Genomic DNA, 14,236 nt, shown 5'->3' with positions numbered 1-14,236 from the left:
CGATCACCGGGCTCGTCGAGGCGACCGCCGCTGAGGAGCGCCGCGCGACTCGGGGCGACGCCTTGCGGTCGACGCCGCTCTCGCAGCCGTCCGGATCTGACGTGCCTCGACAGATGTGGTCGGGGTGGTCGTGGTGGCGGCCGATCATCGTGGTGCTCCTCGTCGTGAGTCGTCTGCAGCGCGGTGCGAGCGCTCCGGGCCACCGAGAGCCTGACGGCTGAGAGCCTGCACCGACGAACCCGTGGCGTGGCCGATGTGCGCTGGCGGGATCCGACATACCGATGTGCGCCTTCTCCTCTCCTGCGACCGTCGGCGGCTCCTCCTGAGGGTCGCCGTCGATCGCGTCGGCACGGCACAGTAGGGGGATGCCCGAACTCCCCGAAGTGCACGCGCTCGCCCGCGACCTCGACGAGCGCCTCGGCGGCCGCGTGCTGGAGCGACTCGACGTGTTCGCGATCTCCGCGCTGAAGACCGTCGCGATCCCGCCGTCCTCGCTCGCGGGGGAGACGGTGCACGGGGTGAGCCGGCACGGCAAGTTCCTCGATCTCGCGATCGGCGACGTGCACGTGCTGCTGCACCTGGCCCGCGCGGGCTGGGTGCGCTGGCGCCCCGAGCGGCCGACCGCGCCGGTGAAGCCGGGCCGCGGCCCGCTCGCCGCGCGCCTGATCCTCGACGACGGCTCCGGCTTCGACATCACCGAGGCCGGCACGAAGAAGAGCCTCGCGATCTCGATCGTGACGGACCCGCGGGACGTGCCGGGCGTGGCCAGGCTCGGTCCCGACCCGCTCGACCCGGAGTTCACCCGCGACATCCTCGGTGCGATCCTGGCCACAGCGGGCCGCGCCCAGCTCAAGGGCGTGCTGCGCGACCAGTCGAGGATCGCGGGCATCGGCAACGCCTACTCCGACGAGATCCTGCACGTCGCGAAGATGTCGCCGTTCAAGCCGGCGACGCTCAGGCCGGAGGAGCTCGACCGCCTGTACACCGCGCTGCACTACACGCTCGAGGAGGCGCTCGGTCGGGCCGAGGGCCTGCACGCCGCCGATCTCAAGCGCGAGAAGAAGCTCGGGATGCGCGTGCACGGCCGCACCGGCGAGGCCTGCCCGGTCTGCGGCGACACGATCCGCCAGGTGATCTACTCCGACTCGACGCTGCAGTACTGCCCCACCTGCCAGACCGGCGGGAAGCCGCTGGCCGACCGCGTCCTCTCCCGCCTGCTGAAGTAGCGCGCCATCGGCTCGGCGCGCTCGCCGCCGAGGACGTCCTCCTCGGCTCGGCTCGGAGCGGAGGAGCTCCGGTCAGACGTCGATGGTGCTGGTGGCGGACGGCAGACCCCATCCTCGGGTCGCGGAGGGATCCGGGCCCGGGAAGACCGGCCCTCGCACGATGGCGATCGTCGCGGAGAACGCGCCCGTCGGACTGGCACTGAGGCGTGTCACCGGGGGCCTGGAGGAGAAGGAGACCCAGATGAGAGTGGTGCCGAAGGGGTAGCTCTCGATGGCCGGGTACGATCCGGCGGGGAACAGGAAGCGCCCGGAGCGGGGTCCCTCGGCTACGACGCCGGTCCCCCAGGACTCGACGTCGTGTTCGACCGTGATCCTGACCTCGACGTCCTCCGCGAGCACGATCTGCCCGGTGGCGGTCCGGTCCCCGTTCACGATGACCCTGGTCTGGAAGCTGCGGGGGTAGACCCTCGACAGGATGAGGCCGGCGAAGGTCCCGGTGCCGACCGGTGCGGGTGACGCGGTGGCGCCGGGAGCCGCGACAGCGGCGGCGACGACCGGGGTGGTCCATGCGGCGGCGACGGCGGTGCGGCGCGCGATGCCCGGGGGCTGAGACGAGCGGAGACCGTCGTCGTGGTGGTGGTCCTGCGTCATGGTGTGTCCTCGTCCTCATTCGAATCGCGGGGCCGCGCGGAGCGTTCCTGCGCCTGCATCACCTTCCCGATGGGAGAGGGCGAGCGGCGAATCTCTGGCATCGATCGTGCCGCCTGGCGGGATCCGCCGCGGGCGCGGTCTCGGCGGCGACTCCGGCCGTTCGCCCACAGCCTCTTCGTGGAGGACCGGACCTCCTCCGATCGACGCCGCAGGACCGCTCGCTCGGCCCGACCTGCCAGACCGGCGGGAAGCTCCTGGCCGACCGGGTCCTCTCCCGCCTGCTGAAGTAGCGCGAGGTCAGTTCGGCACGCTCGCCGTGGAGGACGACGCTCCGAACTGCTGGGCGGCGCCGGGGTCGGGCCCGAGGTAGACGGGACCGCGCGTGACGGTGGCCGACACGGTGAATCTGCCTTTCGGCTCTGCGCTGAGGTTCGACGTGTACGTCTCATTGAAGGAGACCGAGGCGGTCTGGCCGCCGATCAGGTAGGTCCGGTCCACGCGGTAGGGGCCGACGGGGACGACCAGGCGGGCGGCACGGGGGCCGATCGCCATGAGCCCGGAATCCCAGTGCGAGACGTCCTGGTCGGTCGCGATGTCGACCCACGTCTCCTCGTTCAGCTGGACGGTCGACCCGGTGGTTCCGATCATGTTGATGTAGGCGGTGACGCCGAAGGTGCCGACGACGTATGTCGAGACCTTCACCCCGACGAAGGTGGAGGCGGTCACCGGCGCAGGTGACGCCGAGGCTCCGGGTGCCGCGACCGCGGCGGCGACCACCGGGGTCGTCCACGCGGCCATGACCGCGGTCCGCCGCGCGACTCCGGGCGAAGGGGGCGATCGGAGCTCGTCGTCGTGCGGGGGGTGCTCGTCGGGTGTCATCGGTCCTCGTTCTCGCTCGCGGCGACCGGACGGCAGAGAGCTGCCCGGCTCGCCGGCCACTCTGCCGACGAGGGGCCGTGAGCGCCGAATCGGTGGCGCAGATCGTGCCGGTGGCTCGATCGGACGATCCCGAGCGCGCGGATCCTGCACGTCGGTGCCAGGGGCCGCGGGGCGGACCTCGGGCTCGTGGAACATCCCCCGGCTCGCTGGATCGGTCCGTTCGGACGTGCCGGACGCAGCTCCGCGTGCCGGAGAGCCGCGCGGCTGATCTCCGGCGCGCGGAACACTCTCCGGCGTGCGGAATCGACCGGTTCCAGCCTGCCGACACCTCTCAGAACGTGAGGACGGCCACCGCGGACGGGCGGCCGTGGATGCCGGTCGCGTACGGGTCGGGACCTCGGTAGGTGGGTCCCCGGGTCACCTTCGCCTCCACCGCGAATCGTCCCCGCGGATCAGCGGCGAGCTCGCACACGGTCTGAGGCCCCGGGTACGGGGCGGTGACCACCACGCTCCTGGTGCGGACCGTGTAGCTCTCGACGGTGGGGTAGACCCCGGCGGGGATCGTGATCGTGCCGGCCCGAGGCCCCTCGGGAACGATCCCGTCCGGCCAGACGGCGACGTCGTGGTCCGGTGAGTCGACGCGCACGACCGCGTCCTGGGGGAGGACGACCGGGGTCCCCGGAGTCCCGGTCCCGTTGAGGTACACCTCGACGCGGAAGGCCCGCGGGGACTCGCCGCCGAGGGAGGCGAGCCAGACGCCGAGGAAGGTGCCGTCCTCCTTCGGCGGCGTGGAGGCGGAGGCCGCAGGGGCGGCCGTGGCGCCCGCGATCACCGGGACCGTCCAGGCGACCGCGAGCGCCGACCGGCGCCCGATCCCCGGTGGACGATCCCCGTCCAGTCCGGTCGTGTCGTCCCTCTGCGGGTCGTTCGTCATCGCGGTCCTCGTTCTCGTCTCGGCCGCGCGGCCCTGCGTCCTGGTGGGTCCTCGTCCTCGTTCGAACCGCAGGCGCCGCGCGGAGCGTTCCAGCGCCGGCATCACCTTCTCGGTGTGAGGGGACGAGGGGCGAATCTCTGGCACCGATCGTGCCGCCTGGCGGGATTGCCGCGGAGCGCGGCCTCGGCGGCGACTCCGGCCGTCCGCCCACAGCCTCCTGGCGGAGGACGGAATCCGATCCGATCGACGCCGCAGAGCTGCCCGCTCCGCTCGACCTTCCGGACCTTCCGGACCTTCCGGACCGGCGACGCGTCGGAGGCCGACCGCGTCCTCTCCCCGCTGCTGCGCTGACCGCCGGCGATCGTCAGACCGTGATCATGATGGTCTGCGACGGAAGCCCGTATCCCTGCGTGACGGACGGGTCGGGACCGGGGTAGACCGGTCCGCTCACCACAGCGACGGTCACGGGGAACGAGCCGGTCGGAGAGGCAGTGAGTCCGGAGGTCAGCTGTCCGAGCGGGGACGCGACCGAGATGCGTCGTCCGGCGATGTCGTAGATGGCGTCGACCGAGTACGAGCCCGCAGGGACGAGCAGGCGGCCCGCTCGGGGGCTCTCTGCCACGATCCCGGATCCCCAGTACGCGACGTCGTGCCCCGCCGTGATCCGGATCTCCGCGGCGCGCTCGAGCACGATCGGCGTCAAGGACGTCTGAGGGACATTGAGGAGGACCGCCGTCACGAAGACACCGGAGCGGTAGCCCTGAAGAGTCACACCCAGGAACGCTCCGTCTCCCACCGGGGCGGGGGACGCCGAGGCGCCGGGAGCGGCGACCGCGGCGGCGACCACCGGGGTCGTCCACGCGGCCGTGACAGCGGTCCGCCGTGCGATGCCCGGCGGAGGGGAGGATCGGCGCTCGTCGTCGTGCGGGTGGCGCTCATCGGGTGGCATCGGTGTCCTCGTTCTCGTTCGCGTCGACTGGACGGCAGGGTGCGACCCGGCTCGCCGGCCACTCTGCCGACGAGGAGCGGGCGGCGCCGCATCGCTGGCGCAGATCGTGCCGGTGGCTCGATCGGACGATCCCGAGCGCACGGATCCCGCTCGTCGGATCGTCACCGGTCCGCTGGACGACGGGCTTCCGTAGAGGTCCCCGACGATCGGGTCCGTGCCGGAGGGCCGCGCGATCGACCTCCGGCTCGTGGAACCCCCTCCGGCTCGCAGAACCGCCCGGTTCCGACGAGCCGGACGCGCTTCCCGGTGCCGAAGCCGCCCTGGCATGCGTCCTCGGGCCCTCGGGCGCGGCTCGGACCGCCCCGCCCGGCGCTCGATTACACTGGACCAGCCATCAGCGGCGCCCGAGGGAGTCGCACGAACGAGATTTCCGAGGGAGCACCGTGTCCGGGCATTCCAAGTGGGCCACGACCAAGCACCAGAAGGCGATCAAGGACTCGCGCCGCGCGAAGTCCTTCGCCAAGCTGATCAAGAACATCGAGGTGGCCGCCAAGATCGGCGGCGCCGACATGTCCGGCAATCCGACGCTCGTCGACGCCGTGCAGAAGGCGAAGAAGACCTCGGTGCCGAACGACAACATCGACCGCGCGATCAAGCGCGGCGCGGGCCTCACCGGCGAGGTCATCGACTACACGACGATCATGTACGAGGCCTACGGCCCGAACGGCATCGCGCTGCTCGTCGAGTGCCTCACCGACAACAAGAACCGCGCCGCGGCGGACGTCCGCACCGCGATGACCCGCAACGGCGGCACCATGGCCGACCCGGGCAGCGTCGCCTACAACTTCGCGCGCAAGGGCGTCATCACCGTCCCGCACGGCGACGGCGTGACCGAGGACGACGTGCTCGGCGCGGTCCTCGACTTCGGCGTCGACGACGTCATCGACCACGGCGAGTCCTTCGAGGTCCGCACCGAGGCCGCCGAGCTGGTCCCGGCGCGCACGGCGCTCCAGGAGGCCGGCATCGACTACGACGCCGCCGACGTCGAGTTCGTCGCGTCGCTGCAGGTCGAGGCCGACGCCGAGACGGCGCGCAAGGTCTTCCGCCTGATCGACGCCCTCGAGGACTCGGACGACGTGCAGAACGTCTACACGAACCTCGACATCACGGCCGAGGTCCGGGCCGAGCTCGAGAACGACGAGGAGTGACCCGGTGACCCCGGCTCGTCCCGGGCGGGCGCGCTGATGCGCGTCCTCGGGATCGACCCGGGGCTCACCCGGTGCGGCGTCGGCATCGTCGACGTCGGCCGCGACCGGCGCGCGACGCTCGTGCACGTGAGCGTCCTCCGGACCCCCGCCGACGCGCCGCTCGAGCGCCGGCTGCTCGCCCTCGGCGACGGGATCGAGGCGCTGCTCGACGAGCACCGGCCCGAGGCCGTGGCGATCGAGCGCGTCTTCGCCCAGAACAACGTCAGCACGGTGATGGGCATCGCCCAGATCAGCGGCGTCGCCCTGGTGGCGGCCGCCCGTCGCGACCTCGTCGTCGGCATGCACACGCCCAGCGAGGTCAAGGCCGCGGTCACCGGCTACGGAGCGGCCGACAAGCGCCAGGTCACGACGATGATCCAGCGCATCCTCCGGCTGGACGCCCCGCCGAAGCCGGCCGATGCGGCCGACGCCCTCGCCCTCGCCGTCTGCCACGCCTGGCGCGGGCCGATCGCCGCGGGCCCCGCCGCCGCCGAGGGGGAGACCGCGGCCCAGCGGGCCTGGCGCGCCGCGGAGGCCGCCACTCGAACGCCTGTTCGAGCCTCTAGACTGACGCGGTGATCTCCTCCCTCCGCGGCACCGTCCTCTCCGCTCGCGGGAGCCTCGCCGTCGTCGACGTCCACGGCGTCGGCTACGCGGTCAACGTCACGCCGCAGCACGCGCTCGAGCTGCGGGTCGGCGACGAGACCGTGCTGACGACGACGCTGATCGTCCGCGAGGACTCGCTGACCCTCTACGGCTTCCCGGACGAGGAGCAGCTCGAGATCTTCGAGCTGCTGATCGGCGTCACCGGCGTCGGCCCCAAGTCCGCGCTCGGCGTGCTCGGCTCGGTGGAGCCCGAGCGCATCGCCCAGGCCGTCGCCGACGAGGACGACGCCGTCTTCCGCAAGGTCTCCGGCATCGGTCCCAAGACCGCGAAGCTCATCATCCTGTCGCTCGCGGGCAAGCTCGCCGTCCGCCCGCGCGCCGCCCGCGGCTCCGGGCCGGGCGCGACGGCCGCGCAGAGCGTGCTCTCGGCCCTCGTCGGCCTCGGCTGGCCCGAGCGCGTCGCCGCCGAGGTCGTCGACGAGATCCTGCTCGACGCCCAGGCGTCCGACGCGGCGAGCGTGCAGTCGCTGCTCCGCCTCGCCCTGGCCCGGCTCGGTCCGGCGGCGCGCTCGTGAGCGGCGACGACGTGATGGGCCCCGAGGTCGCCTCCGAGGCCGAGATCGCCTTCGAGGGCGCGCTCCGCCCGAAGAACCTCGGTGAGTTCGTCGGCCAGCGCAAGGTCCGCGGCCAGCTCGAGCTGCTGCTCAAGGCGGCGGCGATGCAGGGCCGCACGCCCGACCACATCCTGCTGGCCGGCCCGCCCGGCCTCGGCAAGACCACCCTCGCGATGATCGTGGCGGAGGAGAGCTCCTCGCCGCTGCGGATGTCCAGCGGCCCCGCGATCCAGCACGCCGGTGATCTGGCCGCCGTGCTCTCCTCGCTGCTGCCCGGCGAGATCCTCTTCATCGACGAGATCCACCGGATGGCGCGCTCCGCGGAGGAGATGCTCTACCTCGCGATGGAGGACTTCCGGATCGACATCATGGTCGGCAAGGGCGCCGGCGCGACCTCCGTCCCGCTGGATCTCGCGCCGTTCACCCTCGTCGGCGCGACCACGCGCTCGGGCCTCCTGCCGAATCCGCTTCGCGACCGGTTCGGCTTCACCGCCCACCTCGAGTTCTACGCCGAGGACGAGCTGCGCCAGGTGCTCACACGCGCCGCGCGGCTGCTCGACCTCGACATCGACGGCGAGGCGGTCGCCGAGATCGCCGGCCGCTGCCGGGGCACCCCGCGCATCGCGAACCGCCTGCTGCGCCGGGTCCGCGACTTCGCGCTCGTGCACGGCGGTCGCGCCGACGTCACCGCGGTCCGCGCCGCACTCGACCTCTACGACGTCGACGAGCTCGGCCTCGACCGCCTCGACCGCGCCGTGATGGACATCGTGCTCACCCGCTTCGACGGCGGACCGGTCGGACTCAACACGCTCGCGGTCTCCGTCGGCGAGGAGGCGGAGACGGTCGAGGCGGTCGTCGAGCCGTTCCTCGTCCGGATCGGGCTGCTCACCCGCACGCCGCGCGGCCGCGTCGCGACCCCGGCCGCGTACCGGCACTTCGGCGTGGATCCACGCGGGGGAGCCGCCTCGGCCTCCCAGCGGCCCCTGTTCGGAGATGACCTATAATCTTCAAGGCCCGACGGGCCGCTCGATCCGCATGCGCCACCCCTTGTGTGCGCGGCGGATCACCCTCAACTCCGGAAGGCTCACCCATGGATCCGACGATCATCCTGCTCGTCCTGCTTCTCGCCGTGATGATCATCTTCATGTTCCGCAACAACAAGAAGCGGCAGCGCGACGCGGAGAAGATGAAGTCCGGGCTGGTCCCCGGTGTCGAGCTGATGACCGGCTCCGGCCTGTTCGGCACCGTCGTCTCGATCGACGACGACGAGAACAAGATCGTCATCGAGTCGACCCCCGGGACGCTCCTGACGATCCACCGCCAGGCCATCGCCCGCCTCATCGACCCGACCGAGAACGCGGTCGTCGCCGACGAGGACGAGGCCGAGTCCGTGGCGGCCGTCGAGTCGCCCGCGTTCGGCGAGCGCGACGCCGCGCACACCGCCGACCCGCTGGTCGACCCGGTCGAGCGCGACCGCAGGCCCGACGCGCAGTAGTCTCCAGGGCGGGCAGGGTGCATCGGCACCCCGCCCGCCCTTCCACGTCCGGGGTGCGCCCCGGATCGAAGACCGTCGATCGGACGACAGGCACGGCCCCCGGGGTCGGCGCCTGCGCGAGGATCGACGTCGACCGCAGAGCCAGCGTCGGCCGGAGAGCCGGCGCCGACCGAAGAAGAAGGTGAGCCCTGGGTGGCCGCATCAACCCCCGTCCGGAAGGCCCGGCGCTCGCTGAGCTGGCTCGGCGTCCTGATCCTCGCGCTCGTCGGCCTCAACGCCGCCGCCGTCGCCTTCGGCGGCGGCTCCTGGACGCCGAAGCTCGCGCTCGACCTCGAGGGCGGCACCCAGATCGTGCTCCAGCCCCAGCTCTCGGACGGCCAGACCGTCTCGTCCGAGCAGCTGACGCAGGCCGTCTCGATCATCCGCCAGCGGATCGACGCCGCGGGCGTCTCCGAGTCCGAGATCACGACCCAGGGCTCGAGCAACATCGTCGTCTCGATCCCGGGCACGCCGGACGACGCGACGCTGCAGCGCATCGAGGCCTCGGCGAAGCTCGACTTCCGCCCGGTGCTCGTCGCCAGCCAGGCGACCAACAGCTCGGTCGGCGGCGATTCGACCGCGTCGCCCACGCCGACCCCGGTCGACCCCTCGCTCGCCACCGAGCCGACGGCCGCGCCGACCAGCGCGAGCGACCTCGCCTACATCACGCCGGCGCTCGAGGCGCAGTACACCTCCTTCGACTGCGCGTTCCTGAACGACCAGGACCCGAACCTCGCGCCGGCCGATCAGCCCCTGATCACCTGCGACGACAACGACACGGCGAAGTACATCCTCGGCCCGGTCGAGATCACCGGCGAGGACATCTCCGACGCCTCGAACGGCCTGATGACGACGTCCTCCGGCGCCAGCACCGGCACCTGGGCCGTCAACCTCTCCTTCGACGACCAGGGCACCCAGGCCTTCGGTGACGTCACCTCGCGCCTCGTCGGCCTGCAGGGCGCGCAGAACCAGTTCGCGATCGTCCTCGACGGGCGCGTCATCTCGGCGCCCTCCACCAACGCGGCGATCACCGACGGCAACGCGCAGATCTCCGGCTCCTTCACCCAGGAGTCGTCGAAGACCCTCGCCGACCAGCTGAAGTACGGCGCCCTGCCGATCGGCTTCCAGGTGCAGAGCTCGGACAGCATCTCCGCGACGCTCGGCTCGACTCAGCTCGCCAGCGGCCTGCTCGCGGGCCTGATCGGCCTCATCCTCGTCGTCGTCTACTCGATCGCCCAGTACCGCGTGCTCGGCGCGGTGACCATCGCGTCGCTGATGGTGGCGGCGATCGTCACCTACCTCGTCGTGACGCTGCTCTCCTGGCGGGAGGGACTCCGCCTCTCGCTCGCGGGCGTCGCGGGTCTGATCGTCGCCATCGGCATCACGGCGGACTCCTTCATCGTCTACTTCGAGCGGATCCGCGACGAGCTGCGCGACGGCCGCGGGCTCGAGTCCTCGGTCGAGGCCGGCTGGCGGCGCGCGCTGCGCACGATCTTCGCCTCCGACATGGTGAACCTGCTCGCCGCCGTCGTGCTCTTCGCCCTCGCGGTCGGCAGCGTCCGCGGCTTCGCGCTCACCCTCGGCATCACGACGCTGATCGACCTCGTGGTGGTGATCCTCTTCACCCACCCGATGCTGCAGCTGCTCGCGACGACCAAGTTCTTCTCCGAGGGGCACAAGGCCTCCGGGCTGGATCCGCGTGCACTCGGCGCGGTCTACCGCGGCCGAGCGGCGTTCCGCCCGCAGGACGCCGTGCTCGCCGGCAAGGGCGCCTCGGGCAAGGGCTCCTCCGCCGCCCGCGAGGCCGCCCGCCGCCAGACCATCGCCGAGCGCAAGGCCGCCGAGGCGGCCGCCGCGCGCAGCTCCTCGAACGACTCGAACGGGAAGGACGCGTGATGGCCAGCTTCTCGCAGTTCGGAAACGACCTCTACACCGGCAAGCGCTCGGTCGACTTCGTCGGCCGCCGGCGCACCTGGTACCTCATCTCGATCGCGATCATCCTGCTCACCGTGCTCGGCACGGCGGCCCGCGGTGGCTTCAACTTCAGCATCGAGTTCACCGGCGGCTCGGAGTTCACGGTCACCTCACCGGAGAACCTGGACCAGACCGCGGCGACGGACGCCGTCACCTCGGTCTCGTCCGACGCGGTCCCGCGCGTCTCGATCGTCGGCGACGACTCGATCCGGGTGCAGACCAGCCAGCTGTCGACCGACGAGTCGACCCAGGTCCGCAACGCCCTGTCCGAGGCCTACTCCGTCCCGACGGAGCAGGTCGCGTCGTCCTTCATCGGCGCCGCCTGGGGCTCGGACGTCACGCAGCAGGCCGTCCGCGGCCTGATCATCTTCGTGATCCTGGCCGCCCTGGCGATGTGGGCGTACTTCCGGACCTGGAAGATGTCCCTCGCCGCGATCGTCGCGCTCCTGCACGACCTCGTGATCGTGGCCGGCGTCTACGGCATCACCGGGACGGAGGTCTCGCCGGCGGCGGTCATCGGACTGCTCACGATCCTCGGCTACTCGCTCTACGACACGGTCGTCGTCTTCGACAAGATCCGCGAGAACACCGCGGAGGCGCTCGGCAGCACCACCAAGACCTTCTCCGAGACGGTCAACCTCGCCGAGAACCAGACGCTGGTGCGCTCGATCAACACCTCGATCGTCGCCGCCCTGCCGGTGGCCGCGATCCTCGTGATCGGCGCCTTCGTCCTCGGTGCCGGCACGCTGCGCGACATCTCGCTCGCGCTGCTGATCGGCATCATCGTCGGCACCTACTCGACGATCTTCGTCGCGGCCCCGCTCTACGCCCAGCTGCGCAGCGGTGAGGCCGAGATCGGCAAGCACGACAAGCGGGTCGTCTCGGCCCGCGAGCGCGCCGCGACCCCTGTCGTCCAGGGCTGATCGTGGCCGACTACGCACAGGTCACCGCCGCGGACGCGATCGGCCTCGTCGAGCGCGACGAGGTCTGGCTGCTCGACGTGCGCGAGCCCCACGAGTGGGCGCTCGGGCACGCCGCAGCGGCGCACCACATCCCGATGGGCAGCATCGGCGAGCGGCAGGACGAGCTCCCTCGGGACGCGGCGATCCTCGTCGTCTGCCACTCCGGCGTCCGCTCGGCCATGGTCGTCCAGGCGCTCGATGGCGCCGGCTACGAGACGGCGAACGTCGAGGCCGGGATGACCGCCTGGGCGGCCGCAGGCGGCGACGTCGTCGACGACGAGGGACGTCCGGGCCGGATCGACTGATCGCGGGCCTGTCCGCTCCCGGCGGACCGGTCACGAGGCGCCCCGCGACGGGCGATAATGAGGCGATGGAGATCTCCGCGTGAGCGACACCACGACCACGTCCTCGACCGCCGCCCTGCGCCGGCTGGTCCCGCGGATCTTCTCGCGCGCACAGCCCTCCGGGGCGGTCGACACGCTCGTCCGGACGGTGCGCACGCACCACCCCAAGAGCGACATCGCACTGATCGAGCGGGCCTACTCGGTCGCCGAGCGCGCGCACGCGAATCAGAAGCGCCGCAGCGGCGAGCCGTACATCACGCATCCGCTGGCCGTCGCGCAGATCCTCGCCGACCTCGGCATCGGCTCGAAGACCATCGCCGCCGCGCTGCTGCACGACACGGTGGAGGACACCGACTACAAGCTCGACGAGCTCCGAGCCGACTTCGGCGACGAGGTCGCGATGCTGGTGGACGGCGTCACCAAGCTCGACAAGGTCAAGTACGGCGACAGCGCGCAGGCCGAGACCGTCCGCAAGATGATCGTGGCGATGTCGAAGGACATCCGCGTTCTGATCATCAAGCTGGCCGACCGCCTGCACAACGCGCGCACCTGGGGCTTCGTCCCCGCCGAGTCCGCGGCCCGGAAGGCGACCGAGACCCTCGAGATCTACGCGCCGCTGGCGAACCGCCTCGGCATCCAGGCGATCAAGTGGGAGCTCGAGGACCTGTCCTTCGCGGTGCTCTATCCGAAGATCTACAACGAGATCGAGAGCCTCGTGAAGGTGCGGACCCCGCAGCGCGAGGAATTCGTCCAGAGCATCATCGACCTCATCGGCGAGGACCTGCGGGCGGGCAAGATCCGCGGCCGCGTCGTCGGCCGGCCGAAGCAGTACTACTCGATCTACCAGAAGATGGTGGTCCGCGGCCGCGACTTCGACGAGATCTACGACCTGGTCGGTATCCGCGTGCTGGTCAACTCCGTGCGCGACTGCTACGCCGTGCTCGGCTCGATCCACGCGCGCTGGAGCCCGATGCCCGGGCGCTTCAAGGACTACATCGCCACGCCCAAGTTCAACCTGTACCAGTCGCTGCACACCACGGTGATCGGGCCGAAGGGCCGCGCGGTCGAGATCCAGATCCGCACCAACGAGATGCACCAGCACGCCGAGTTCGGTATCGCGGCGCACTGGAAGTACAAGGAGCAGATGGCGACGGGCAAGGTCGCCTCCGGTTCGAACGACACCGACCTCGCCTGGCTCGCGCACCTCTCCGACTGGCAGTCCGAGACGACCGACCCGAACGAGTTCCTCGACTCCCTCCGCTTCGAGATCGGGGCGAAGGAGGTCTACGTCTTCACGCCCAAGGGCCGCGTCATCGGCCTGCCGACCGGCGCGACCCCGGTCGACTTCGCCTACGCCGTGCACACCGAGGTCGGCCACCGCACCATGGGCGCCAAGGTCAACGGGCGCCTCGTGCCGCTCGAGTCCTCGCTGACCACGGGCGACGTGGTCGAGGTCTTCACCTCGAAGAACCCCGACTCCGGCCCCAGCCAGGACTGGCTGAACTTCGTGCAGAGCCCGCGGGCCCGCAACAAGATCCGCCAGTGGTTCACCAAGGAGCGCCGCGACGAGGCGATCGAGCAGGGCAAGGACTCCATCGCGCGGGCCATGCGCAAGCAGAACCTGCCGCTGCAGAAGCTGATGAGCCAGGACACCTTCACCGAGGTGGCCAGCCAGCTGCGCTACAACGACGTCGAGGCGCTCTACGCCGCGGTCGGCGAGGGGCACGTCTCCACCCAGTCGGTGCTGGAGAAGGTCGTCGCTACCATCCAGGGCGACCCGGAGTCGGACGAGCACGAGGTCACCCTCCCGCGCTCCCCGCGTCCGCGCAGCCGCAGCAGCGAGTCCGGGGTCCTGGTCAAGGGCGCGCCGGACATCCTGGTCAAGCTGGCGAAGTGCTGCACCCCGGTTCCGGGCGATCAGATCGTCGGCTTCGTCACCCGTGGCGCCGGCGTCTCGGTGCACCAGGCCAACTGCCACAACGTGCAGGAGCTGCTCAAGGAGCCCGAGCGGATCGTCGACGTCGAGTGGGCGCCGTCCTCGAAGAGCATCTTCCTGGTGCAGATCCAGGTCGAGGCGCTCGACCGGTCCGGCCTGCTCAGCGACGTCACGCGCGTGCTCTCCGAGCACCACGTGAACATCCTGTCGGCCACGGTCTCCACCTCCAGCGACCGACTGGCGATCAGCCGGTTCGTGTTCGAGATGGGCGACACGACGCACCTCGACCGGGTGCTCAACGCCGTCCGCAGGATCGACGCCGTCTACGACGTCTACCGGGTGAACGCGGGCTGATCGCCGGCGCGGCCGGCGCAGTACCC

Annotated in this window: 14 protein-coding genes; 10 read left to right on the top strand and 4 right to left on the bottom strand. The window is 71.3% G+C overall.

Annotated elements, in window-relative coordinates; all coding sequences use genetic code 11:
* The first annotated feature begins 365 nt into the window (after positions 1-365).
* Positions 366-1,226 (top strand): Fpg/Nei family DNA glycosylase, encoded by an 861-nt coding sequence (locus MT351_RS14470; RefSeq protein ID WP_243582507.1) that lies wholly within the window; start codon positions 366-368, stop codon positions 1,224-1,226.
* 72 nt (positions 1,227-1,298) lie between these two features.
* Here the strand turns inward: MT351_RS14470 and MT351_RS14465 are convergent, their stop codons facing one another.
* The 4 genes from MT351_RS14465 to MT351_RS14450 all read right to left on the bottom strand — a co-directional run bounded on the left by MT351_RS14465 (position 1,299) and on the right by MT351_RS14450 (position 4,639).
* Positions 1,299-1,877 (bottom strand): hypothetical protein, encoded by a 579-nt coding sequence (locus MT351_RS14465; RefSeq protein ID WP_243582505.1) that lies wholly within the window; start codon positions 1,875-1,877, stop codon positions 1,299-1,301.
* A gap of 297 nt (positions 1,878-2,174) precedes the next feature.
* Complete coding sequence (locus MT351_RS14460; RefSeq protein WP_243582504.1) at positions 2,175-2,675, bottom strand: hypothetical protein; 501 nt, start codon at positions 2,673-2,675, stop codon at positions 2,175-2,177.
* A gap of 412 nt (positions 2,676-3,087) precedes the next feature.
* Positions 3,088-3,690, bottom strand: a complete 603-nt coding sequence (locus tag MT351_RS14455) for a hypothetical protein (protein ID WP_243582503.1) — start codon at positions 3,688-3,690, stop codon at positions 3,088-3,090.
* 364 nt (positions 3,691-4,054) lie between these two features.
* Positions 4,055-4,639, bottom strand: a complete 585-nt coding sequence (locus MT351_RS14450; RefSeq protein ID WP_243582501.1) for a hypothetical protein — start codon at positions 4,637-4,639, stop codon at positions 4,055-4,057.
* Positions 4,640-5,082: 443 nt separating this feature from the next.
* Between MT351_RS14450 and MT351_RS14445 the strand changes: the two genes are divergently transcribed.
* From MT351_RS14445 to MT351_RS14405, 9 genes are all read left to right on the top strand, one after another.
* The gene (locus tag MT351_RS14445) at positions 5,083-5,847 is read left to right on the top strand and encodes a YebC/PmpR family DNA-binding transcriptional regulator (RefSeq protein WP_123735846.1); all 765 of its coding nucleotides are present in this window, start codon (positions 5,083-5,085) and stop codon (positions 5,845-5,847) included.
* Between the two features lie 36 nt (positions 5,848-5,883).
* Positions 5,884-6,465: a crossover junction endodeoxyribonuclease RuvC gene (gene ruvC, locus MT351_RS14440; protein WP_123735845.1), complete on the top strand. Its 582-nt coding sequence runs from the start codon at positions 5,884-5,886 to the stop codon at positions 6,463-6,465.
* On the top strand, positions 6,462-7,067 hold the full coding sequence (gene ruvA, locus MT351_RS14435) for a Holliday junction branch migration protein RuvA (RefSeq protein ID WP_123446195.1): 606 nt from the start codon (positions 6,462-6,464) through the stop codon (positions 7,065-7,067). The genes ruvC and ruvA overlap by 4 nt, the downstream gene beginning before the upstream one ends.
* Positions 7,068-7,081: 14 nt before the next feature.
* Positions 7,082-8,110 carry a Holliday junction branch migration DNA helicase RuvB gene (gene ruvB / locus MT351_RS14430; protein ID WP_123446196.1) on the top strand — a complete coding sequence of 343 codons (1,029 nt, stop codon included), beginning with the start codon at positions 7,082-7,084 and terminating at the stop codon, positions 8,108-8,110.
* 86 nt (positions 8,111-8,196) lie between these two features.
* Positions 8,197-8,601 carry a preprotein translocase subunit YajC gene (gene yajC, locus MT351_RS14425; protein ID WP_123735844.1) on the top strand — a complete coding sequence of 135 codons (405 nt, stop codon included), beginning with the start codon at positions 8,197-8,199 and terminating at the stop codon, positions 8,599-8,601.
* Between the two features lie 192 nt (positions 8,602-8,793).
* Positions 8,794-10,536 carry a protein translocase subunit SecD gene (secD, locus tag MT351_RS14420; RefSeq protein ID WP_123733042.1) on the top strand — a complete coding sequence of 581 codons (1,743 nt, stop codon included), beginning with the start codon at positions 8,794-8,796 and terminating at the stop codon, positions 10,534-10,536.
* On the top strand, positions 10,536-11,537 hold the full coding sequence (secF, locus tag MT351_RS14415; RefSeq protein ID WP_243582499.1) for a protein translocase subunit SecF: 1,002 nt from the start codon (positions 10,536-10,538) through the stop codon (positions 11,535-11,537). The genes secD and secF overlap by 1 nt, the downstream gene beginning before the upstream one ends.
* 2 nt (positions 11,538-11,539) lie before the next feature.
* On the top strand, positions 11,540-11,881 hold the full coding sequence (locus MT351_RS14410) for a rhodanese-like domain-containing protein (protein ID WP_243582498.1): 342 nt from the start codon (positions 11,540-11,542) through the stop codon (positions 11,879-11,881).
* Between the two features lie 79 nt (positions 11,882-11,960).
* A complete protein-coding gene (locus MT351_RS14405; protein WP_123446201.1) occupies positions 11,961-14,210 on the top strand; it encodes a bifunctional (p)ppGpp synthetase/guanosine-3',5'-bis(diphosphate) 3'-pyrophosphohydrolase in 2,250 nt (749 codons plus the stop codon).
* The last annotated feature ends 26 nt before the right edge of the window (positions 14,211-14,236 follow it).

It is taken from the genome of Rathayibacter sp. VKM Ac-2926 (assembly GCF_022815565.1).
GTDB classification, from domain to species: domain Bacteria; phylum Actinomycetota; class Actinomycetes; order Actinomycetales; family Microbacteriaceae; genus Rathayibacter; species Rathayibacter festucae.
This window is presented reverse-complemented; position numbering and strand designations above follow the sequence as displayed.